General features: G+C 62.4%; 15 protein-coding genes. 7 read left to right on the top strand and 8 right to left on the bottom strand.

The window, feature by feature from the left end; genetic code table 11:
- Positions 1 to 29 precede the first annotated feature (29 nt).
- From AC07OP_RS01850 to AC07OP_RS01820, 7 genes are all read right to left on the bottom strand, one after another.
- On the bottom strand, positions 30 to 1,511 hold the full coding sequence (locus tag AC07OP_RS01850) for a mannitol dehydrogenase family protein (protein WP_495101583.1): 1,482 nt from the start codon (positions 1,509 to 1,511) through the stop codon (positions 30 to 32).
- Positions 1,512 to 1,526: 15 nt separating this feature from the next.
- Positions 1,527 to 2,630, bottom strand: coding sequence for an ABC transporter ATP-binding protein (locus tag AC07OP_RS01845; RefSeq protein WP_495101582.1), 1,104 nt, complete (start codon positions 2,628 to 2,630; stop codon positions 1,527 to 1,529).
- Between the two features lie 23 nt (positions 2,631 to 2,653).
- Positions 2,654 to 3,484 carry a carbohydrate ABC transporter permease gene (locus AC07OP_RS01840; protein ID WP_115486197.1) on the bottom strand — a complete coding sequence of 277 codons (831 nt, stop codon included), beginning with the start codon at positions 3,482 to 3,484 and terminating at the stop codon, positions 2,654 to 2,656.
- A 10-nt stretch (positions 3,485 to 3,494) separates the two neighbouring features.
- Entirely contained in the window at positions 3,495 to 4,385 is an 891-nt protein-coding gene (locus AC07OP_RS01835) for a carbohydrate ABC transporter permease (protein WP_051429369.1), read from the bottom strand.
- A gap of 134 nt (positions 4,386 to 4,519) precedes the next feature.
- On the bottom strand, positions 4,520 to 5,830 hold the full coding sequence (locus tag AC07OP_RS01830) for an ABC transporter substrate-binding protein (RefSeq protein WP_495101581.1): 1,311 nt from the start codon (positions 5,828 to 5,830) through the stop codon (positions 4,520 to 4,522).
- 193 nt (positions 5,831 to 6,023) lie between these two features.
- Positions 6,024 to 6,929, bottom strand: coding sequence for an AraC family transcriptional regulator (locus tag AC07OP_RS01825; RefSeq protein WP_065941271.1), 906 nt, complete (start codon positions 6,927 to 6,929; stop codon positions 6,024 to 6,026).
- Between the two features lie 72 nt (positions 6,930 to 7,001).
- Complete coding sequence (locus AC07OP_RS01820) at positions 7,002 to 8,291, bottom strand: glycosyltransferase (RefSeq protein ID WP_495101580.1); 1,290 nt, start codon at positions 8,289 to 8,291, stop codon at positions 7,002 to 7,004.
- Positions 8,292 to 8,450: 159 nt separating this feature from the next.
- On the opposite strand from AC07OP_RS01820, the gene tpx reads away from it, so the two are divergent.
- From tpx to AC07OP_RS01785, 7 genes are all read left to right on the top strand, one after another.
- Positions 8,451 to 8,951, top strand: a complete 501-nt coding sequence (gene tpx, locus AC07OP_RS01815; protein ID WP_027606397.1) for a thiol peroxidase — start codon at positions 8,451 to 8,453, stop codon at positions 8,949 to 8,951.
- 232 nt (positions 8,952 to 9,183) lie between these two features.
- A complete protein-coding gene (locus tag AC07OP_RS01810; protein ID WP_495101579.1) occupies positions 9,184 to 10,482 on the top strand; it encodes an MdtA/MuxA family multidrug efflux RND transporter periplasmic adaptor subunit in 1,299 nt (432 codons plus the stop codon).
- The gene (locus AC07OP_RS01805; protein WP_495101578.1) at positions 10,479 to 13,580 is read left to right on the top strand and encodes an MdtB/MuxB family multidrug efflux RND transporter permease subunit; all 3,102 of its coding nucleotides are present in this window, start codon (positions 10,479 to 10,481) and stop codon (positions 13,578 to 13,580) included. The genes AC07OP_RS01810 and AC07OP_RS01805 overlap by 4 nt, the downstream gene beginning before the upstream one ends.
- Positions 13,577 to 16,684, top strand: a complete 3,108-nt coding sequence (locus AC07OP_RS01800; protein ID WP_108574322.1) for an efflux RND transporter permease subunit — start codon at positions 13,577 to 13,579, stop codon at positions 16,682 to 16,684. Before AC07OP_RS01805 ends, AC07OP_RS01800 begins: the two co-directional genes overlap by 4 nt.
- Positions 16,681 to 18,246: an efflux transporter outer membrane subunit gene (locus tag AC07OP_RS01795; protein WP_495101577.1), complete on the top strand. Its 1,566-nt coding sequence runs from the start codon at positions 16,681 to 16,683 to the stop codon at positions 18,244 to 18,246. The genes AC07OP_RS01800 and AC07OP_RS01795 overlap by 4 nt, the downstream gene beginning before the upstream one ends.
- A 181-nt stretch (positions 18,247 to 18,427) precedes the next feature.
- Complete coding sequence (locus AC07OP_RS01790) at positions 18,428 to 20,524, top strand: putative bifunctional diguanylate cyclase/phosphodiesterase (RefSeq protein ID WP_495101576.1); 2,097 nt, start codon at positions 18,428 to 18,430, stop codon at positions 20,522 to 20,524.
- 54 nt (positions 20,525 to 20,578) lie between these two features.
- Positions 20,579 to 21,325: an SDR family oxidoreductase gene (locus AC07OP_RS01785; protein WP_065941277.1), complete on the top strand. Its 747-nt coding sequence runs from the start codon at positions 20,579 to 20,581 to the stop codon at positions 21,323 to 21,325.
- Positions 21,326 to 21,448: 123 nt separating this feature from the next.
- Here AC07OP_RS01785 and mapR read toward each other — a convergent pair whose 3' ends face one another.
- Entirely contained in the window at positions 21,449 to 22,858 is a 1,410-nt protein-coding gene (gene mapR, locus AC07OP_RS01780; RefSeq protein WP_065941278.1) for a GntR family transcriptional regulator MpaR, read from the bottom strand.
- Positions 22,859 to 22,912 lie beyond the last annotated feature (54 nt).

Raw genomic sequence — 22,912 nt, 5'->3', positions numbered from 1 at the left:
CGCTCACCACAGCAAGCCCCCTCCCACATTTAAACCGGTTTCTTCAGGAGGTTTTGTAGGGTTTCGGTGACGCCGTTATCACGCAGGCTCCCATAGCACCGCTCGAACGCTGCCACAAACTCAGGCGAGTTGGGAATAGCCGTGCCAAAAATCTCTTCCACTCCCAGCAGTCGCTGGCTGATCGACGCCTCGTCACTCACCAGCCCCTGGCAGAATTCCGCACGTGGGTCGGGGATTTTATAGCTCACGCCATTCTCATCCACACCCTTCAAATACAAGGCCCAGGCCGCAACGACCAGCGCCGCACGCTCGGTCTCGCGCCCGTCGGCAATCAGGCGGTTGATGGTCGGCACGGTGAACTTGGGAAACTTCGACGAGCCGTCCGAACACACCCGTTCCAGCTGGTCGGCAATCGCCTGGTTGGAGAAGCGGTCCACCAGGGTCTGCTTGTAGTCGGTCAGGTCGATGCCCGGTACCGGCGCCAGATTTGGCGTGACGTCGAGGTCCATGTAGGCGCGCATGTAGGCCACGAACAGCGGATCGTTCATGGTCTCGTGCACAAACCGATAGCCCTTGAGAAACCCCAGGTAGGTCAGGGCCAGGTGGCTGCCGTTGAGCAGGCCGATCTTCATCTCTTCATAGGGCGTCACATCGTCGGTGAATTGCACGCCGACCTTTTCCCACGCCGGGCGGCCGTTGACGAATTTGTCTTCCAGTACCCATTGCACAAAGGGCTCGCAGACCACCGGCCAGGCATCGTCGATGCCGTGTTCATCGTGCAGTTGCAGGCGGTGGGCGGTGCTGGTCATCGGCGTGATGCGGTCGACCATGGCGTTCGGGAAGCTCACATGGGCCTTGATCCAGTCATGCAGCTCGGCATCGTGCAGGGCGGCGAAGGCCAGCAGCGCCTTGCGCGTGACGGCGCCGTTGTGGGGCAGGTTATCGCAGGACATCACGGTAAACGCCGGGACGCCGGCCGCGCGGCGCTGGGTCAATGCCGCACAGATAAAGCCGAACACGGTTTTCGGCGCGCTGGGGTGCGCCAGGTCATGCTGGATCTGCGGCAGGTGGGCCATGAACTCGCCGTTGCTGTCGTCGATGCAGTAGCCGCCTTCGGTGATGGTCAGCGAGACGATGCGAATGGCGGGGCTGGCCAGTTTGTCGATCAGCCCCTGGGCGCCGTCTTCGGCCAGCAGCATGTCGCTGATCGAGCCGATCACGCGCACTTCGGTGTCGTCCGTGTCGCCCAGTTCGTACAGGGTGAACAGGTAGTCCTGGCCGGCCAGGTCGTCGCGGGCCTTGCGGTCTTCGCTGCGCAGGCCGACGCCGCAGATGCTCCAGTCCAGGCCCTCGCCGGTATTCATCAGTGCATCGGTGTAATACGCCTGGTGCGCGCGGTGGAAGCCGCCGACGCCGATATGGGCGATGCCCTGGGAGGTACTCGCAATGGCGTAGGCCGGCAGTTTGATTTCCGGCGCCAGTTGGGTGAGGTTCTGTTTATTCAGTTTCATCGCAAATCTCGCAAATCAGGCGGCAGCGCGCAGTGGACGGGCCACGGCAACACCGTCGGTGTCGAACAGATGGCAGTGCGCCGGATCCAGGTGCAGGTGCAGCGTCTCCCCATACTGGCTGGCCATATCGCCGCGAATCCGCATGGTCAGCGGCTCGCCGTTGGCGGTGATGACATGGCAGAAAGTGTCGCTGCCCAGGCGTTCGCCGACGTCGGCGGTGACGGTCAGGGTGGTTTGCCCAGGTGACGCGATTTCCAGGTGCTCCGGACGAATGCCCAGGGTCACCGCACTGCCCACGCTCAGGCTGGCGCCGCTCAACGGCAGGCTGATCAGGGTGCCGGCGTCCAGCTGCACCTCACAGCCCTGGCCGTCGACGCGGGTGACCTTGCCCTTGAGAAAGCCCATTTTCGGCGTGCCGAGAAAACCCGCCACAAACAGGTTGGCCGGCTGGTGGTACAGCTCCAGCGGCGAGCCGACCTGCTCGATACGCCCGCTGTTCAACACGACCACCTTGTCGGCCAGGGTCATGGCTTCGACCTGGTCGTGGGTCACGTAGATCATGGTCGCTTGCAGCTCTTTGTGCAGGCGTGCCAGTTCCAGGCGCATCTGCACGCGCAGGGCGGCGTCGAGGTTGGACAGCGGTTCGTCGAACAGGAAGATCTTCGGGTTGCGCACAATCGCCCGGCCAATCGCCACACGCTGGCGCTGACCACCGGAGAGTTGCTTGGGCTTGCGCTCCAGCAGCGGGCCCAGTTCAAGAATGCGCGCCGCTTCGTTGACCTTGCTCTCCACCAGCTGCTTGTCGACGCCGGCCAGGTCCAGGGCAAACGACATGTTTTTGCGCACGCTCATATGTGGATACAGCGCGTAAGTCTGGAACACCATCGCCAGGTCGCGTTTGGCTGGGGTCACTTCGGTGATGTCGCGGCCATCGAGTTCGATGGTGCCTTCGGTGACTTCTTCCAGGCCGGCGATCAGGCGCAGCAGGGTGGACTTACCGCAGCCCGACGGGCCGACGAAGACCACGAATTCCTTGTCGTTCACTTCCAGGTCGATGCCCCTGATGATCGAGAAACCTTCGAAGCCTTTTTGCAGATTCTTGATTTTGAGGTTGGCCATGATGGGCCCTCCGCTAGAAATTATTATTTAACTGCGCCGAAGGACAAACCGCGCACCAGCTGTTTCTGGCTGATCCAGCCAAAGATCAGGATCGGCGCACAGGCCAGGGTCGAGACGGCAGACAATTTGGCCCAGAACAAGCCTTCGGGGCTGGAGTAGGAGGCAATCAGCGCGGTCAAGGGCGCGGCGGTGGACGAGGTCAGGTTCAGCGACCAGAAGGCCTCGTTCCAGCACAGGATCAGCGACAGCAACACCGTGGAGGCCAGGCCGCCCTTGGCGATCGGCAGCAGCACCCGGACCATTTCCTGCCACAGGGTGGCGCCGTCCAGGCGCGCGGCTTCGAGGATGTCCTTGGGGATGTCCTTGAAGTAGGTGTAAACCATCCAGACCACGATCGGCAGGTTGATCAGGGTGTAGATGATGATCAGCGCGATGCGCGTGTCCAGCAGGCCAAAGCTCTTGGCCAGCAGGTAGATCGGCATCAGCACGCCCACCGGCGGCAGCATCTTGGTGGAGAGCATCCACAGCAGCGTGCTCTTGGTGCGTTTGGTTTCGTAGAACGCCATGGAGTAGGCGGCCGGCACCGAAATCAGCAGGCACAGGGCGGTGGCGCTGAATGAAATCAGCACCGAGTTCCAGGCATAGCTGAAGTAGTTGCTGCGCTCGTTGATGTGCAGGTAGTTCTCCAGGGTCGGCGTGAAGATGAACTGCGGCGGCGTGGCGAACGCGTCGATTTCGGTCTTGAAGCTGGTCAGCACCATCCAGAAGATCGGGAAGAAAATCAGGATCGCGATGGCCCAGGCCAGGGTGCCGAGCAACAGGCTTTGCAGGCGACGGGATTGTTGAAGCGTCATGGCGCGGCCCTCAAGGCTTGTCAGTCAGGTTTTTGCCGATCATCCGCACCAGGATGATCGCCGCGATATTGGCGATGACCACGGCGATCAAGCCGCCGGCCGAGGCCATGCCCACGTCGAACTGCACCAGCGCCTGGTTGTAGATCAGGTAGGCGAGGTTGGTCGACGCGTAGCCGGGGCCACCGTTGGTGGTGGTGAAGATTTCGGCGAATACCGAGAGCAGGAAGATGGTCTCGATCATCACCACCACGGCAATCGGGCGGGCCAGGTGGGGCAGAGTCAAGTGCCAGAAAATCGCGATGGCGCCGGCACCGTCCAGGCGTGCGGCTTCCTTCTGTTCCTGGTCGAGGGACTGCATGGCGGTCATCAGCAGCAGGATGGCGAACGGCAGCCATTGCCACGACACAATGATGATGATCGACAGCAACGGGTAGTGCGCCAGCCAGTCCACCGGCTCGGCGCCGAAGAACTTCCACACGGCGGCGAGAATCCCCGACACCGGGTGGAAAATCAGGTTCTTCCAGATCAGCGCACCGACGGTGGGCATGATGAAGAACGGCGAAATCAACAGCACCCGGACGATGCCGCGCCCCAGAAACTCACTGGCCTCCAGCAGCGCACTGATCAACACGCCGAACACCACGCTGATCAACAGCACGCTGCCTACCAGCAACAACGTATTGGTGGCACCGGGCAGGAAACCCGAGTCGGTGATGAAGTAGGTGAAGTTCTCCAGCCCCACGAATTGGTTCTCGCCGGGGTAGAGCAGGTTGTAGCGGATCAGTGAAAAGTACAGGGTCATGCCCAGCGGCACGATCATCCACAGCAGCAGCAGGGCGACCGAGGGCGTGACGAGGAACCAGCCGGGGTTGGCCAGGCGGTTTTTGGCGGATGTATTCATGATAATCAAGGCCAGTCAGGTACAGGTGCGCAAAACCCCTGTAGGAGCGAGCTTGCTCGCGAAGGTATTTCAGGCGCATTGCGGCGTCGGATGTACCTTTTTCGCGAGCAAGCTCGCTCCTACAGGATCGGGGGTTACTTGGGGTAACCGGCCCGCTTCATTTCCCGCTCGGTGGTGGTCTGCGCGGCGGTCAGTGCAGCATCGACCGTCTGCTGACCGGTCAGCGCACCCGAGAAGAACTTACCGACCTGGGTGCCAATCGCCTGGAACTCGGGAATGGTCACCAACTGGATACCGATATACGGCACCGGCTTGAGGGTCGGCTTGGTCGGGTCGGCGACTTTCAGCGATTCCAGGGTCACCTTGGCGAACGGTGCGGCCTTCATGTACTCGTCGCTGTAGGTCGACTTGCGCGTACCTGGCGGCACGTTGGCAACGCCGTCGGTCTTGGCGACCAAGGCACCGTATTCCTTGGAGGTGGCCCAACTGGTGAACACCTTGGCGGCGTCCTTGGCCTTGGAGCTGGTCGGGATCGCCAGGCTCCAGGAATACAGCCACGATGTGCCCTTGTCGGTTTTTTCGTGGGGGGCAAAGGTGAAGCCCACATGGTCGGCCACTTTGCTTTGGGTCTTGTCGGTGACGAACGAGCCGGCGACGCTGGCATCGACCCAGATCGCGCACTTGCCGCTGTTGAACAGCGCCAGGTTTTCGTTGAAACCGTTGCTGGAAGCACCCGGCGGGCCGGATTTCTTCATGTTGTCGACGTAGAAGTTCAGCGCGTCCTTCCACTCGGGGCCGTTGAATTCAGGCTGCCACTTTTCATCGAACCAGCGCGCACCGTAGCCGTTGGCCAGGGTGGTGATCAGCGCCATGTTCTCGCCCCAACCGGCTTTGCCGCGCAGGCACAGGCCGTATTGCTCTTTGCTCTTGTCGGTGAGCTTGGCCGCGAATTCGCCGATCTGGCTCCAGGTCGGGTGCTCGGGCATACTCAGCCCGGCGTCCTTGAACAGGTCGGTGCGGTAGTAGGTGATCGAGCTTTCCGCATAGAACGGCAGGGCGTACAGCGAACCCTTGACGGACAGACCGTCACGCACGGAAGGGAATACATCGTCGAGGTCGTAGGACGCCGGCAGGTCCTTCATCGGCTCCAGCCAACCCTTGGCGCCCCAGAGTGCGGCTTCGTACATGCCGATGGTCAACACATCGAACTGCCCGCCCTGGGTGGCGATGTCAGTGGTCAGGCGCTGGCGCAGCACATTTTCTTCCAGCACCACCCAGTTCAGCTTGATCTCCGGATGCTCGGCCTCGAAGGTTTTCGAGAGCTTCTGCATGCGGATCATGTCGCTGTTGTTGACGGTGGCAATGGTCAGGGTTTGCGCGCCAAGGCTGACGGCGCTGAGGGTCATACAGGTAGAGGCAAGCAGAGCTTTTGCTGTGAACTTCATCGCGCACTCCATTTCCGCGCCCAGGGGCTACGGAAGGACAGTTATTGTTGTTGTGTCTTCCTACAGGGAGTCAGGAAGAGTGTGCGTTGATTACAGCCTTCAAATGGGGTTGTGACAAATCCTTGGGAACACTTGGACTGATACTTTTTTGCACTCGATGATCGTGCCCATGCTTACCTGGGAACGATCTCCATTAGGCCAGGTTCTGCTCGGTCAAGCGTTGTACCGCCAGGCGGCGGTAGTGAGAGGGGGTCATACCCTTGAGTTGCTGAAAGCGCCGGTTGAAGTTGGAGATGTTGTTGAAGCCCGACTCGAAACACACGTCCGTCACGGCTTTATCACCGTCAGCCAGCAATTCGCAGGATTTGCTGATGCGCAGCCGATTGACGAATTCGATAAACGTGCGCCCGGTCGCCTGCTTGAACACCCGGGAAAAGTACGTCGGCTTCATCCCCAGATGTTCCGCCACTTCCTCCAGGGGCAACTCGCGCGCGTAGTGGGCGAAAATGTAGTCCACCGCGCGGTTGGTGCGGTCGATGCTGTGTTCATCCGCCAATTGCGGCGTGGTGACGCCGGACAGCAACTGGTAGTCCTCACAGCTGCTCAACACTTCCAGCAAGATAAAGAAATGCCCCAGGCGCGCCATACCCTGGGCGTCTTCGATACGTTGCATCAGGGTCATGGCCTGGGCGATGGTTTTTTTGCAGCGAAACTCAATGCCGGACTGCGCGCGCTCCAGCAACGGTGCCAGCATTTTCAGTTCGGTAAAAATGTGGCTGCCCTGCTCGAACAGCTCATCGGTGAAGTTCACCAGCATGTCGCGCTTGGGCACCACTTCGTCTTCCTCCACCTGGCTGATCCAGTTGTGGGGCAGGTTGGGCCCTGTGAGGAACAGGCTTTCCGGATAGAAGTTGCCGATATAGTCGCCAATAAACACCTTGCCGGAACTGGCGACGATCAGGTGCAGTTCGTATTCCTTATGGAAATGCCAGCGCACCAGCGGGCAGGGGAAACCATGCTGGCGATAGATGATGGACAGACCGTTGTGATCGTCCATCAGCTCGTAGGAAGGGTCGGTGATTCGCGTTGCTCGGGTCATGCTGCCGTCGCTTTATTGTGGTTGCTGCTTGGGATAATGCCCCCTCGCGCATGACCTCGCCAGCGCCGCGGTTTACAGACTGCGGTTTTTCGCCTCGATCCACTGGGACATGTACTGCGTACTTTTATGCGCATGATGGCGCAGCATGCTGCCGGTGAAGTTGTGGCGGCGATGGGCGGCGAGGTGGTTGCGGCAGTGTTGCAGGCACTCCACCAGTGCAGGCCCGTGGACAGTGCGGTCATATCGGCCGGCAATCAGTTGGCGCCCATCCTGCTGGGCCTGGGTCCAGCGTTCGCGATCCTGATAAAGCGCCACGGCCGCCGCCGCCAGGGCTTCGGCGCATTGCTCGATAGCGCCGGGCCATGGCCGCTCATCGCCCATGGCCTCCGCGCCGATGGGGGTGGTGATGTTGGGCGTGCCGCACAGCATCGCATCGGCCAGCTTGCCCTTGATACCCGCGCCAAAGCGCAGGGGCGCCAGGCAGATGCGCGCGGCGCTCATCACTTGCAGGGCATCTTCGGCCCAGTTCATCACATGAAAGCCCTGCGCCGGGTTGTGCAGGGCAGTGGCCTTGGGCGGGGTATAGGCGCCGTAGATATGCAGTTGGGCGCCCGGCAATTGCTGGCGAATCAATGGCCAGACGCTGTTCTTCATCCACAGTACGGCGTCCCAGTTCGGCGCATGGCGGAAGTTACCGATGCTGAGGAAGTGCGCACGCTCTTCGAACGGTACGAAGGCCTCGGTTGGCGGCGTCATCATCAGCGGGTACCAGTGGAGCAGGGCGGCGGGCAGCTTGAACTGTTCGGTGAGCAGGCGAATTTCCACGTCGGAGATCATCAGGCTGATGTCGCAGCGGTAAATCGCGGCGAGTTCGCGCTTGGCCAGGTCGGTGTCGGCCATCAGTTGGAATTCCTCCTCCAGGGCCGGGGCGAACAGCGCGCTGAAGTCGTCGCTGCCCGGGTGGGCCTTGAGGTGCGCCTTGAGGCGCTGCTGACGGGCGTCACGCAGGCTTTGCAGGTCAGAGGTTTCCAGCACGCGCAGGGCGTCGGGGCAACACTTCTCCACGCGCCAGCCAAACTGTTCTTCCATCATGAAACGGTCGAACAGCACGATATCCGGGGCCAGGTCGCGGACAAAATCGTCGAAGCTGCTGTTATTGAGCTCGATCGCGCATTCGGCGATGCCCAGCGCCAGCAGGTCGGCCTTGTGCTCGCCCAGTGCTGCCGGGCTGCTGAAGGTAATATCCCAACCTTGTGTAAGAAAAGTTTCGAGAATCTGCATCATGTGCCCGCCCGCGGCCGAGGAACGGGGCTCCGGCCAGACATAACCAATGACCAGGACTTTGGTGGCGGGCTGATTCATCGACAACGGTTTCCTTGGAGGGCAGGCGCAAAGCGCGCAATTAAACCACAACCGTGTGGCATGACAATTTGTGTCTGGCGGTAGGTAGCCACGGTACTTTGTGGTTAACTTCCGCCTCTCGAATTCGTTTAACCAAAACCCAGCATAAGGATTCTGTTCATGGCTCAAGTCACTCTTCGCGGTAACCCTGTCCAGGTTGAAGGCGAATTGCCGAAAGTCGGCTCTGAAGCAGCAGACTTCACCCTGACCGCCGGCGACCTGTCGGATGCAACCCTGGCTACCTTTGCCGGCAAGCGCAAAGTGCTGAACATCTTCCCAAGCGTCGACACCCCGACCTGCGCCACGTCGGTACGCAAGTTCAACGCCCAGGCCAACGAGCTGAACAACGCCGTCGTACTGTGCATCTCCACCGACCTGCCATTCGCCCAGGCGCGTTTCTGCGGCGCCGAAGGCCTGGAAAACGTGAAGAACCTGTCGGACTTCCGTGACCCTGGTTTCGCCGTCGATTACGGCGTAGCGATTGCCGATGGCCCGCTCAAGGGCCTGACCGCCCGTGCGGTCGTGGTGCTGGACGAAAACAACACCGTGCTGCACAGCGAACTGGTTTCGGAAATCGGCCAGGAGCCGAACTACGAAGCGGCCCTGGCTGTTTTGAAGTAACTGTTGCGGCGCGTTACTGTCGTTTTGCAGTAACACCCGTAAGACATGATTGCGGCCTGGCCTAGTCCAGGCCGTTTTCATTTGTGGCTCAGACGTTTAGCGAAATAGCCTGCAGACTAAGCCGCAGAAGTTAAAAGTTGTAAGCCCAAGGTAAATAGCCGGTAAAGGCGCTTTTCTTAACGCGCTCCAGTGCTTATCTTTCAGCCTCCCGAAGAAGAAGCTCTCGCGCCCAATGGTTGATCACTCCATGCAATCCTCCCCCCGCAACTCCCGCCGCTGGCTGTTCGGCCTGCTCGTGCTGCTGGTTATCGCCGGCCTGTGCTGGAAATTCTGGCCAGGCGGCGCCGCCCACAAAGACGCACCGGCCGGGCATACCGGTAAAACCGGCATGGCGCGCCCGGGGTTCGGCGGGTCCACCGGCCCGGTGCCGGTGCGTGTAGCGCCGGCGGTGCTGGGGGAGTTCCCGGTGTACTACAAGGCCTTGGGCACGGTCACCGCGCTCAATACCATCAATGTGCGCAGCCGGGTGGGGGGCGAGTTGGTCAAGATCGCCTTTGAAGAAGGGCAGATGGTCAAGGCCGGCGACCTGCTGGCCGAGATCGACCCGCGCAGCTACCAGAATGCCTTGCTCCAGGCCCAGGGCACGCTGATGCAGAACCAGGCCCAGTTGAAAAACGCCCAGGTCGACGTGCAGCGTTATCGTGACCTGTACGCCCAGGACAGTATCGCCAAGCAGACCCTGGACACCGCCGAAGCGCTGGTCCTGCAATACCAGGGCACGGTCAAGACCAACCAGGGCGCGGTGGACGATGCCAAGCTCAACCTCGAGTTCACCAAGATCCGCGCACCGATCAGTGGCCGTGTAGGCCTGCGCCAGGTCGACGTGGGCAACCTGGTGGCCGCCAATGACACCACCTTCCTCGCGGTGATCACCCAGACCCAACCGATCAGCGTAGCCTTCACCTTGCCGGAAAACACCCTGGAAACCGTGCTCGCCCGTTATCACGCCGGTAACAAGCTGCCCGTGGAAGCCTGGGACCGTGGCGACGTCAAGCGGCAGGCCACCGGTGTGCTGCAAAGCCTGGACAACCAGATCGACGTCACCACCGGCACCCTGAAATTCAAGGCGCGTTTCGATAACAAGGACCAGGCGCTGTTCCCCAACCAGTTCGTCAACGTGCATTTGCTCGCCGATACCTTGCACAACGTGGTGCTGGCGCCGTCCGCCGCGATTCAGTTCGGCAACACCGGCACCTTTGTCTACAAGCTCGATGGCGACAAGAAGGTCAAGGTCCAGCCGCTGGTGGTGGGTGACACCGATGGCGACAACACCGTGATCAAGGAAGGCCTCGTCGCCGGCGACCGTGTGGTGCTGGAGGGCACCGACCGCCTCAAGGACGGCAGCGAGATCGAAGTGGTCAACGACAGCAGCGAAGTGCCGACCACCCCCACCGAACACCTGCAAGGCAAGCCTGCGGCTAAAGGGGAGACCGGCGCCAACGCCGGCAAGGCGCAAAAGGTCGGTTCATGAACCTGTCGCGGCTGTTTATCCTTCGCCCGGTCGCCACCACGCTGAGCATGCTGGCCATTGTCCTGGCCGGCATCATCGCGTATCGCTTGCTGCCGGTATCGGCCTTGCCCCAGGTGGACTACCCGACGATCCGGGTGATGACCCTGTACCCCGGCGCCAGCCCCGATGTGATGACCAGCGCGGTCACCGCGCCCCTTGAGCGCCAGTTCGGGCAGATGCCCGGCCTGACCCAGATGGCGTCCACCAGTTCCGGCGGCGCCTCGGTGCTGACCCTGCGTTTCAACCTCGACATCAATATGGATGTCGCCGAGCAACAGGTGCAGGCTGCAATCAATGCCGCCACCAACCTGCTGCCCAAGGATTTGCCGGCGCCGCCGGTGTACAACAAGGTCAACCCGGCGGATACCCCGGTGCTGACCCTGGCCATTACCTCCAAGACCATGCTGCTGCCCAAGCTCAATGACCTGGTCGACACGCGCATGGCGCAGAAGATCGCGCAGATCAGCGGCGTCGGCATGGTCAGTATCGCCGGTGGCCAGCGCCAGGCCGTGCGCATCAAGGTCAACCCCGAAGCCCTGGCGGCCAACGGCTTGAACCTCTCCGATGTGCGCACCCTGATCGCCGCGTCCAACGTCAACCAGCCCAAGGGTAACTTCGACGGCCCCACGCGGGTGTCGATGCTCGATGCCAACGACCAGTTGGTGTCGCCCCAGCAATACGCCGAGCTGATCCTGGCCTACAACAATGGCGCGCCTCTGCGCCTCAAGGATGTGGCACAGATCGTCGACGGTGCGGAAAACGAACGCCTTGCCGCCTGGGCCAATGAAAACCAGGCCGTGCTCCTCAATATCCAGCGCCAGCCGGGCGCCAACGTGATCGAGGTGGTCGACCGCATCAAGGCGTTGCTGCCGAGCATCACCGACAATCTGCCGGCCGGCCTCGATGTGACGGTCCTCACCGACCGCACCCAGACCATCCGCGCCTCGGTCACCGATGTGCAGCACGAATTGCTGATCGCCATCGCCCTGGTGGTGATGGTGACGTTCCTGTTCCTGCGGCGGGTCAGCGCCACGATCATTCCGTCGATTGCCGTGCCGCTGTCGCTGGTGGGCACCTTCGGGGTGATGTACCTGGCCGGGTTCTCCATCAATAACCTGACGCTGATGGCCCTGACCATTGCCACCGGTTTCGTGGTGGACGATGCCATCGTGATGCTGGAGAACATTTCCCGCTACATCGAGGAAGGCGAGACGCCGCTGGCCGCTGCGCTCAAGGGCGCCAGGCAGATCGGCTTCACCCTGATTTCCCTGACCCTGTCACTGATCGCCGTATTGATCCCGCTGCTGTTCATGGCTGACGTGGTGGGACGGCTGTTCCGCGAATTTGCCATCACCCTGGCGGTGGCGATCCTGATTTCCCTGGTGGTGTCCCTGACGCTCACGCCGATGATGTGCGCGCGTTTGCTCAAGCGCGAGCCCAAGGAAGAAGAGCAGAGCCGGTTCTACAAGGCCAGCGGCGCCTGGATCGATTGGCTGATCGAAGCCTACGGGCGCAAGTTGCAATGGGTGCTCAGGCACCAGCCGCTGACCCTGTTGGTGGCCATTGCGACCCTGGGCCTTACGGTGGTGCTGTACCTGGTGGTGCCCAAGGGCTTTTTCCCGGTGCAGGACACCGGGGTGATCCAGGGTATTTCCGAAGCGCCGCAGTCGATTTCATTCGCCGCCATGAGCCAGCGCCAGCAGGAATTGGCGCAGATCATCCTCACGGACCCGGCGGTGGAAAGCCTGTCGTCCTATATCGGCGTGGATGGCGATAACGCCACCCTCAACAGCGGCCGCTTGCTGATCAACCTCAAGCCCCACGGCCAGCGCGACTTGAGCGCGGCCCAGGTGATCACGCGCCTGCAACCGCAGATCGACAAGCTGGTGGGCATCCGCCTGTTCATGCAGCCGGTGCAGGACCTGACCATCGAAGACCGTGTCAGCCGCACCCAGTACCAGTTCAGCATGTCCTCGCCGGATGCCGACCTGTTGGCCCTGTGGAGCGGCAAGCTGGTGCACGCACTGAGCCAGATGCCGGAACTCACCGACGTCGCCAGCGACCTGCAGGACAAAGGCCTGCAGGTGTACCTGGTGATCGACCGCGATGCGGCCTCGCGCCTGGGCGTCAGTGTGTCGACCATCACCGATGCCCTGTATGACGCGTTCGGCCAGCGGCAGATTTCCACCATCTACACCCAGGCCAGCCAGTACCGCGTGGTCTTGCAGGCCCAGTCGGGGGAAACCCTGGGCCCGGCGGCGCTGAACCAGATCCATGTGAAGACCACCGACGGCGGCCAGGTGCGCCTGTCCAGCCTGGCCCATGTGGAACAGCGCCAGGCGCAGTTGGCGATTGCGCATATCGGCCAGTTCCCGGCGGTGATGATGTCGTTCAACCTGGCCCCCGGCGTTGCCCTGGGCAAAGGTGTGGAGCTGATCAACCAGGCGCAGAAGGACATCGGCATGCCGGTGGGCGTGCAGACCCAGTTCCAGGGCGCGGCCCAGGCGTTCGAAGCGTCGCTGTCGAGCACCTTGCTGCTGATCCTGGCAGCGGTGGTCACCATGTACATCGTGCTGGGTGTGCTCTACGAGAGCTATATCCACCCGATCACCATTCTCTCGACCTTGCCCTCGGCCGCGGTGGGGGCCTTGCTGGCCTTGCTGCTCAGTGGCAATGACCTGGGCATGATCGCGATCATCGGCATCATCCTGCTGATCGGTATCGTCAAGAAGAACGCGATCATGATGATCGACTTCGCCCTCGATGCCGAACGCAACCAGGGCCTGGACCCGCAGACCGCGATCTACCAGGCGGCGCTGCTGCGCTTCCGGCCGATCCTGATGACCACCCTGGCCGCCCTGTTCGGTGCAGTGCCATTGATGCTGGCCACCGGCTCCGGTGCCGAACTTCGCCAGCCCCTGGGCCTGGTGATGGTCGGCGGCCTGCTGGTGAGCCAGGTGTTGACGCTGTTCACCACGCCGGTGATCTACCTGTATTTCGATCGCCTCGGCCGCCGCTGGCGCAAAGAGCCGCAAAGCCTGGAGCCGGTTGAGTCATGAACCTGTCCGGACCTTTCATTCGCCGGCCGGTAGCGACCCTGCTGCTGAGCCTGGCGATCATGTTGCTGGGCGGGGTCAGCTTCAACCTGCTGCCGGTGTCGCCGCTGCCGCAGATCGATTTCCCGGTGATCGTGGTCTCGGCCAGCCTGCCCGGCGCCAGCCCCGAGGTGATGGCCTCCACGGTGGCCACGCCGCTGGAGCGTTCCTTCGGCGCTATTGCCGGCATCACCACCATGAGCAGTTCGTCGAGCCAGGGTTCCACCCGGGTGATCCTGGCGTTCGACTCCGACCGTGATATCAACGGCGCCGCGCGGGAAGTGCAGGCGGCGATCAACGCTTCGCGCAACCTGCTGCCCAGCGGCATGCGCAGCATGCCCACCTACAAGAAGATCAACCCGTCCCAGGCGCCGATCATGGTGCTGTCGCTGACCTCGGACGTGTTGCAGAAGGGCCAGCTGTACGACCTGGCCTCGACCATCCTCTCCCAAAGCCTGTCCCAGGTGCCGGGTGTGGGCGAAGTGCAGATCGGCGGCAGCTCCCTGCCGGCGGTGCGTATCGAGCTGGAACCCAAGGCCCTCGACCAGTACGGCGTGGCCCTGGACGACGTGCGCAACACCATCGCCAATGCCAACCAGCGCCGGCCCAAGGGCTCCCTGGAAGACAGTGAGCGCAACTGGCAGATCCAGGCCAACGACCAGTTGGAAAAGGCCAAGGACTACGAGCCGCTGCTGATTCGCTACCAGGACGGCGCCGCACTGCGCCTCAAGGATGTGGCGAAGATCAGCGACGGCGTCGAAGACCGCTACAACAGTGGCTTCTTCAACAACGATTCGGCGGTGCTGCTGGTGATCAACCGCCAGTCCGGCGCCAACATCATCGAGACCGTCAGGCAGATCAAGGCGCAACTGCCGGCGTTGCAGGCGGTGCTGCCGTCCAGCGTCAAGCTCAGCCTGGCCATGGACCGCTCGCCGGTGATCACCGCGACCCTGCATGAAGCCGAGATGACCCTGCTGATTGCGGTGGGGCTGGTGATCCTGGTGGTGTACCTGTTCCTCGGCAACTTCCGCGCCTCGCTGATTCCAACCCTGGCGGTGCCGGTCTCGCTGGTGGGCACGTTCGCGATCATGTACCTGTACGGGTTCTCGCTGAACAACTTCTCGCTGATGGCGCTGATCCTGGCCACCGGCCTGGTGGTGGACGATGCCATCGTGGTGCTGGAGAACATTTCCCGGCATATCGACGCGGGCGTGCCGCCGATGAAGGCCGCCTACCTGGGTGCCGAGGAAGTCGGGTTTACCTTACTGTCGATGAACGTATCGCTGGTGGCGGTGTTCCTCTCGATCCTGTTTATGGGAGGGATCGTCACCAACCTGTTCCGCGAGTTTTCCATCACCTTGTCGGCGGCGATCATCGTGTCGCTGATCGTGTCGCTGACGTTGACGCCGATGCTCTGCGCCCGTTGGCTCAAGCCCCACGTGAAAGGGCAGATGACCGGCCTGCAGCGCTGGAGCCAGAAGATCAACGACCGCATGGTGGCCGGCTACGCCACCAGCCTGGACTGGGTGCTGCGCCATCGCCGCCTGACCCTGCTCAGCCTGCTGCTGACCATTGGCGTGAACGTGGCGCTGTACGTGGTGGTCCCGAAGACCTTTATGCCGCAACAGGACACCGGCCAATTGATCGGCTTTGTGCGCGGGGATGACGGCCTGTCGTTCAGCGTCATGCAGCCGAAGATGGAAATCTTCCGCAAGGCGGTGCTCAACGATCCGGCGGTGCTCAGCGTGGCCGGCTTTATCGGCGGCAACAACGGTACCAACAACGCGGTGATGCTGGTCCGCCTCAAGCCCATCAGCGAACGCAAGGTGTCTGCCCAGGCGGTGATCGAGCGGCTGCGCAAGGATGTGCCGCTGGTGCCGGGCGGGCGTCTGTTCCTGATGGCCGACCAGGACCTGCAGTTCGGCGGCAGCCGTGACCAGACCAGCGCGCAGTATTCCTACATCCTGCAAAGCGGCGACCTGGCCGCGCTGCGCCTGTGGTACCCGAAAGTGGTCGCGGCGCTGCGTGAGCTGCCGGAGCTGACCGCCATCGACGCCCGCGAAGGCCGGGGCGCGGCCCAGGTCACGCTGATTGTCGACCGTGACCAGGCCAAGCGCCTGGGCATCGACATGGACATGGTCACCGCGGTGCTCAACAACGCCTACAGCCAGCGGCAGATTTCCACCATCTACGACAGCCTCAACCAGTACCAGGTGGTGATGGAGGTCAACCCCAAATATGCCCAGGACCCGATCACCCTCAACCAGATGCAGGTGATCACCTCCAGCGGCGCGCGGGTGCCGTTGTCGACCATTGCCCATTACGAGAACAGCCTGGCGGACGACCGCGTCAGCCATGAAGGCCAGTTCGCCTCGGAGAACATCGCCTTCGACATGGCCCCCGGGGTCACGGTGGAGCAGGGCACGGCGGCCATCGAGCGGGCGATTGCCAAGGTCGGCCTGCCGGAAGATGTGATCGCCAAGATGGCCGGCACCGCCGATGCCTTTGCGGCCACGCAGAAGGGCCAGCCGTTCATGATCCTCGGCGCGCTGGTGGCGGTGTACCTGGTGCTGGGCATTCTGTATGAGAGCTATATTCATCCGCTGACGATCCTCTCGACCCTGCCGTCGGCCGGTGTCGGCGCGATGCTGGCCATCTACCTGACGGGAGGGGAGTTCAGCCTGATTTCCCTGCTCGGCCTGTTCCTGTTGATCGGGGTGGTGAAGAAGAACGCGATCCTGATGATCGACCTGGCGTTGCAGCTGGAACGCAACGATGGCCTGGGCCCGCTGGAATCGATTCGCAGCGCCTGCCTGTTGCGTCTGCGACCGATCCTGATGACCACCCTGGCGGCCATCCTCGGCGCCTTGCCGCTGCTGCTGGGCACCGGCGATGGCGCGGAAATGCGCCATCCCCTGGGCCTGACCATCATTGGCGGCCTGATTTTCAGCCAGGTCCTGACCCTCTACACCACCCCGGTGGTTTACCTCTATCTCGACCGCGCGCGCCACCGCTTCAACGCTTGGCGCGGTGTGCGTACCGATGCTGCCCTGGACACTGCGCTATGACCGATTCAACTAACGCCAATGCACTGCGGGCTTCCGACACGGCACTCGTCCCTGTAGGAGCGAGCTTGCTCGCGAAAAAACGGCAGGCCCCGCGTTCATTCAGGCTCGGCGCGTTATCGTTAGCGACCTTCGCGAGCAAGCTCGCTCCTACAGTGGGGTTGGCGTTATTGCTCAGCGCCTGTGCCGTCGGCCCCGACTACCATCGCCCGGAAGTCACCGAGCCTGCGCAATTCAAGGAAGCCCAGGGCTGGCGCCAGGCCACACCTAGCGATTCCCTGGCCCGTGGCGCCTGGTGGGAGCTGTACGGCGACCGCCAACTCAACGACCTGGTGCTGCGCCTGAATAATTCCAACCAGACCGTGGCCCAGGCCGAAGCGCGTTTTCGCCAGGCCCAGGCCCTGGTGCGCAGCTCACGCGGGGCGTTTTACCCCAGCGTCGACCTGAGCGCCGGTAAAACCCGCGCCAGCCAGGGCACCGGCAGCAGCAGCGCCAGCCTCAGCAGTTCCAGCAGCGGGATCCGTGACACCCTCAATGCGCAGCTCGGCGTGAGCTGGGAAGCCGATATCTGGGGCAAGTTGCGCCGTGGCCTGGAGGCCAACGAGGCCAGTGCCGAAGCCAGCTCGGCGGATTTGGCCGCGATGCGCCTGAGCCAACAGTCGGAACTGGTGCAAAGCTACCTGCAACTGCGGGTCATGGACGAGCAGACCCGCCTGCTGCAAGCCACGCTGGACACCTACCAGCGCTCCCTGCAAATGACCGAAAACCAGTACCGCGCCGGTGTCTCCGGCAAGGACGCGGTGGCCCAGGCGCAAACCCAGCTCAAGACCACCCAGGCCAGCCTGATCGACCTGATCTGGCAACGCGCCCAACTGGAAAACGCCATCGCCGTGTTGATCGGCGAGGCACCGGCCAACTTCAACCTGGCGGTGAGCAAGGACATCCCGGCCCTGCCGCAGATTCCGGTCAGCCTGCCGTCGCAATTGCTTGAACGGCGCCCGGACATCGCTTCGGCCGAACGCTCGGTGATCGCCGCCAACGCCAATATCGGCGTAGCCAAGGCCGCCTATTACCCGGACCTGACGCTGAGCCTGGCCGGTGGCTATTCCAGCAGCACCTATGCCGACTGGATCAGCCTGCCGAACCGCTTCTGGTCGGTCGGGCCGAAACTGGCCATGACCCTGTTCGACGGCGGCCAGCGCTCGGCGGAAGTCGACCGCACCGTGGCGTCCTACGACGAAACCGTGGCCAAGTACCGCCAGACCGTGCTCGACGGCTTCCGTGAAGTGGAAAACTACATGGTCCAGCTTAAGGTGCTGGAAGACGAGGCGGTGGTCAGCAACGAAGCCCTCGAGGCCGCCCGAGAATCGCTGCGCTTGACCCAGAACCAGTACAAGGCCGGGCTGATTGCCTATCTGGATGTGGTGACGGTCCAGGCCACGGCGCTGAGTAACGAGCGCACCGTGTTGACCCTGTTGCAGAGCCGCCTGGTGGCCAGCGTGCAACTGATCGCCGCGCTGGGCGGTGGCTGGGATGGGCAGACGCCGATTGCCGAGAAGGATTGATCGATCGTTCCCATGTGCGTGGGAACGCAGTGTGTGGGTAATTTCAGTCAGTAGATTGGCGTCAAATTGCCACTAATGGCCCTCTGATAATTAATCAACTGTCCAAGAATTATTCTCGCTACAATCGCCCGCTTTGCCACTTGGCACGGGCGTTTCGGGTCCGTTGCCCACGAGAAGTCCCATGCTTATCGGTAGCTATTCCCCCTCGCTGGTCGTGATCTCGCTGTTTGTCGCGATCCTCGCTTCCTACACCGCCCTGGACCTCACCGGCCGCATCGCGACCGCTAAGGGGCGCGCCGTGTATTTATGGATAGCCGGCGGGGCCATGGCGATGGGGGTAGGCGTCTGGTCCATGCACTTTATCGGCATGCTGGCGTTGCGCCTGCCGTTTGCCTTGGGCTTTGATATCGGTATCACCGCGCTGTCGTTGTTGATCGCGGTATTGTCCTGCGGCTTTGCATTATGGCTGGTCAGCCAAGCGCGTTTGCCTGCCTGGCAACTGGCGTTTGGCGCGCTGGTCATGGGCAGCGGTATTGCCAGCATGCACTACACCGGCATGGCCGCGATGCGCATGACGCCGGGCATCGACTATGACCCCACGCTATTTGGCCTGTCGTTGCTGATCGCGGTGGTGGCGTCCGGCGCCGCGCTGTTGATTGCGTTCAACCTGCGTCGCAACACGCCTTACGTACGCCTGGCCCGTGGTGGTGCGGCGGTGGTGATGGGCTTTGCAATCGTCGGCATGCATTACACCGGCATGGCGGCCGCACGCTTTGCCGACGAGAGTTACTGCGCCGCCGTGCTGGACGGCTTGAGCGGCAAGGGCCTGGATAACCTGGTGTTGGTGACGACCCTGGCGGTACTGGCCATCGCGTTGCTGACGTCGTTGCTCGACGCGCGCCTGGAAGCCCGCACTGCGGTGCTTGCCGACTCCCTGACCCAAGCCAATCAGGAACTGACCCACCTGGCCCTGCACGATATGCTCACCGGTCTGCCCAATCGCACCTTGCTGGCCGATCGTATTCAACAGGCCATCGAGGCGGTAAAGGAGCAGGGCGGTTGCTTCGCCCTGATGTTCATCGACCTGGATGGCTTCAAGCCGGTCAACGATGCCTTTGGCCATCACATGGGCGACCAGTTGTTGCGCGAAGTCGGCCTGCGCCTGCGCGAAGACCTGCGCAGTCACGACACCCTGGCGCGCATCGGCGGCGATGAGTTTGTATTGCTGGTGCAGTTGACCCAGCCCGACGATGCCCTCGGCCTTGCCGAACGCCAGGTGGTGCTGATCAACCGCGCGTTCCAGGTGGCCGAGCATGAGCTGAAGATTTCCGCCAGCGTCGGCATCGCCATGTTTCCGGGCAATGGCAATACCCCCCAGGAACTGCTGATGAACGCCGACGCCGCCATGTACCATGCCAAGGGCATGGGCAAGAACGGCTACAGCTTCTTTGATGTGTCGATGAACACCAATGCGCGCAAGCAATTGCAGCTGCTGCAAGACCTGCGCAATGCCCTTGAGCACGAGCAGTTCCGGCTGTATTACCAGCCCAAGTTTGATGCGATCAGTGGGATCCCGGTGGGCGCCGAAGCGTTGGTGCGCTGGGAGCATCCGCAACAAGGCTTGTTGTTGCCGGCGACCTTTATCGAACTGGCGGAAAAAACCGGCCTGATCATCCCCATCGGCGAATGGGTGCTCAATGAAGCCTGTCGCCAAATGAGCCTGTGGTACGCCCAGGGTTATGAGCACTGGCGCATCGCGGTGAACTTGTCGGCGTTGCAGTTTTGCCACGCCGGGCTGGTCAACAGCGTGGCCGGCGCCCTGGCGCGGCACCGGTTGCCGGCCAACAGCCTGACCCTGGAAATTACCGAGACCACGGCGATGAGCGATGCCGATGCGAGCATGACGGTGTTGCAGCAGCTGTCGGACATGGGCGTGGACCTCTCCATCGACGATTTCGGTACCGGCTACTCCAGCCTGATGTACCTCAAGCGCCTGCCGGCCAACGAGTTGAAGATCGACCGTGGTTTTGTGCGTGACCTGGAACATGACAGCGACGACGCCGCCATCGTGTCTGCCATTGTTGCCTTGGGCCAGGCGCTGGGGCTGCGAATCGTCGCCGAAGGTGTGGAAACCGATGTGCAGCAGAGTTTTCTCACGCGGTTGGGGTGCAACTCCCTGCAAGGCTACCTGCTTGGCCACCCGTTGCCGGCGGACGGTTTCATGGACCATATCCAGCGCGGCGAAGACGCAGCCGCGCCTGACAAAAGCTGTGGGTGACGGTTAGTATCGGATCCAACCCTAAACACCAGGTTGGATCAGGAGACCGCACGCATGGACAAAGTCCTCATCATCACCGGGGGTAGCCGTGGTATCGGCGCCGAGACGGCATTGCTGGCTGCCCGCGAGGGCTATCGCCTCTGCATCAACTATCACTCCGATGAAAAAGCCGCCCACAGCGTGCTCGAGCAGGTTCGCGGCCTCGGTGCCCAGGCGATTGCGGTGCGCGCGGATGTCAGTATCGAAGATGAAGTGATTGCGCTGTTTCATCGTGTGGACGCCGAACTGGGCCGCGTCACCGCGCTGGTGAACAATGCCGGCACCGTGGGGCACAAGTCGCGGGTGGATGAGATGTCCGAGTTCCGCATCCTGAACATTCTCAAGACCAATGTGCTCGGTCCGATCCTGTGCGCCAAGCACGCGCTGCTGCGGATGTCGCCCAAGCATGGCGGGCAGGGCGGCAGTATCGTCAACGTGTCTTCGGTGGCCGCACGCCTGGGTTCGCCGGGTGAGTACGTCGACTACGCCGCATCCAAGGGCGCACTCGACACCTTCACCCTCGGCCTGTCGAAAGAAGTGGCGGGCGAGGGCATCCGCGTCAACGCGGTGCGCCCCGGCTACATCTTCACCGACTTCCACGCCCTGAGCGGCGACCCGGACCGGGTCAGCAAGCTCGAGTCCGGTATTCCCATGGCCCGTGGCGGGCGGCCGGATGAAGTGGCGGAAGCGATTATCTGGTTGCTGTCGGACAAGGCTTCGTATGCCACGGGGACTTTTCTGGATTTGGGTGGCGGTCGCTAGATCATGCAGTGCCTGCACCGGCGCCATCGGGGGCAACCCCCCTCCCACACTTGAGAGTATTCACAGCCCAAAATGTGGGAGGGGGCTTGCCCCCGATGGCGTCAGAAAGCGCAACGCCATCCCTCAAAACGACCGCACAATCCGCCCCAACGTTTCCATCGCCTTCTCCGAGGCCTCGGTCCACGGGCTGCCGTAGTTCAGGCGAATACAGTTGCGAAAGCGCTGGGTCGCCGAAAAGATCGGCCCCGGCGCAATGCTGATGCCTTGCGCCAGCGCCATCTGGAACAACTTCAACGAATCGGTCTGCTCCGGCAATTCCAGCCACAGGAAATACCCGCCGGCCGGCTGGCTCACCCGTGTCTGCGCCGGGAAGTAGCGGGCGATCGCCGCCAGCATGGCGCTTTGCTGTTCTTCCAGGGCATAGCGCAGTTTACGTAAGTGGCGGTCATAGCCGCCGTGTTGCAGGTAGTCGGCAATCGCCGCTTGCGCCGGCATCGAGGGGCACAGCGAGGTCATCAGCTTCAAGCGCTCGACCTTCTGCGCGTAGCGCCCGGCCGCCACCCAGCCGACGCGATAGCCCGGCGCCAGGCTCTTGGCGAAGGAGCCGCAGTGCATCACCAGGCCTTCGGTGTCGAAGGCCTTGGCCGGCTTGGGTGCCTGCTGCCCGTAGTACAGCTCGGCGTATACGTCGTCCTCGATCAACGGCACTTGGTGGCTACGCAGCAGTTCCACCAGTGCCTGTTTTTTCGCTTCCGGTAGCGTCGCGCCCATGGGGTTCTGGAAACTGGTCATGGTCCAGCAGGCCTTGATCGGGTAGCGCTCCAGGGTTTGCGCCAGGGCGTTGAGGTCGATGCCGTCGCGCGGGTGCACGGGGATTTCCACCGCCTTGAGCTTCAGGCGTTCCAGCACTTGCAGGCAGGCGTAGAACGCCGGGGCCTCAATGGCCACCAGGTCGCCCGGTTCGGTGACCGCTTGCAGGCACAGGTTCAACGCTTCCAGGGCGCCGTTGGTGATCAGCAGCTCCTCCATGGGCAGCATCAGGCCGCCGACCATATAGCGCAGGGCAATCTGCCGACGCAGTTGCGGGTTGCCCGGCGACATATCGGTGACCACCAGGCGCGGGTCCATCTCGCGGCTGGCGCTGGCCAGGGAGCGGGCCAGGCGCGGCAGCGGGAACAGCATCGGGCTGGGGAAGGCCGAGCCGAAGGGCACGGTGTTGGGGTCTTTGATCGAATCGAGTACCGAGAACACCAGTTCGCTGACATCGACTTCGGTGGACTCATGCACCTGCTCGCTCACCACCGGCTCCGAGAATGGGCTGGGTGCATGGGTGTTGACGAAGTAGCCGGAGCGCGGCCGTGCCCGGATCAACCCGCGCCGCTCCAACAGGTAGTAGGCCTGGAACACCGTGGACGGGCTGACGCCATAGGTCTGGCTGGCATAGCGCACCGACGGCACACGCTGGCCGGGGCCGAGCACGCCGGAGCGGATCAGTTCTGCGATGTCGTCGGCGAATTTTTCGTAGCGTTTCATGTTGGCCTTAAACAAATAGGTAATATGAGTGCAGCCCCTCTCACATTTGATCGG

The sequence above is a fragment of the Pseudomonas sp. GW821-FHT09D08 genome (genome assembly GCF_059416305.1).
This window is presented reverse-complemented; position numbering and strand designations above follow the sequence as displayed.

Bases quoted from the DNA above. Each gene is read 5' to 3' on its own strand.
- AC07OP_RS01835 (WP_051429369.1), bottom strand. From the start codon at position 4,385: ATGAATACATCCGCCAAAAACCGCCTGGCCAACCCCGGCTGGTTCCTC.
- AC07OP_RS01850 (WP_495101583.1), bottom strand. From the start codon at position 1,511: ATGAAACTGAATAAACAGAACCTCACCCAACTGGCGCCGGAAATCAAA.
- AC07OP_RS01845 (WP_495101582.1), bottom strand. From the start codon at position 2,630: ATGGCCAACCTCAAAATCAAGAATCTGCAAAAAGGCTTCGAAGGTTTC.
- AC07OP_RS01825 (WP_065941271.1), bottom strand. From the start codon at position 6,929: ATGACCCGAGCAACGCGAATCACCGACCCTTCCTACGAGCTGATGGAC.
- mapR (WP_065941278.1), bottom strand. From the start codon at position 22,858: ATGAAACGCTACGAAAAATTCGCCGACGACATCGCAGAACTGATCCGC.
- AC07OP_RS01790 (WP_495101576.1), top strand. From the start codon at position 18,428: ATGCTTATCGGTAGCTATTCCCCCTCGCTGGTCGTGATCTCGCTGTTT.
- AC07OP_RS01810 (WP_495101579.1), top strand. From the start codon at position 9,184: ATGGTTGATCACTCCATGCAATCCTCCCCCCGCAACTCCCGCCGCTGG.
- AC07OP_RS01795 (WP_495101577.1), top strand. From the start codon at position 16,681: ATGACCGATTCAACTAACGCCAATGCACTGCGGGCTTCCGACACGGCA.
- AC07OP_RS01830 (WP_495101581.1), bottom strand. From the start codon at position 5,830: ATGAAGTTCACAGCAAAAGCTCTGCTTGCCTCTACCTGTATGACCCTC.
- AC07OP_RS01785 (WP_065941277.1), top strand. From the start codon at position 20,579: ATGGACAAAGTCCTCATCATCACCGGGGGTAGCCGTGGTATCGGCGCC.
- AC07OP_RS01805 (WP_495101578.1), top strand. From the start codon at position 10,479: ATGAACCTGTCGCGGCTGTTTATCCTTCGCCCGGTCGCCACCACGCTG.
- AC07OP_RS01820 (WP_495101580.1), bottom strand. From the start codon at position 8,291: ATGAATCAGCCCGCCACCAAAGTCCTGGTCATTGGTTATGTCTGGCCG.
- AC07OP_RS01840 (WP_115486197.1), bottom strand. From the start codon at position 3,484: ATGACGCTTCAACAATCCCGTCGCCTGCAAAGCCTGTTGCTCGGCACC.
- tpx (WP_027606397.1), top strand. From the start codon at position 8,451: ATGGCTCAAGTCACTCTTCGCGGTAACCCTGTCCAGGTTGAAGGCGAA.
- AC07OP_RS01800 (WP_108574322.1), top strand. From the start codon at position 13,577: ATGAACCTGTCCGGACCTTTCATTCGCCGGCCGGTAGCGACCCTGCTG.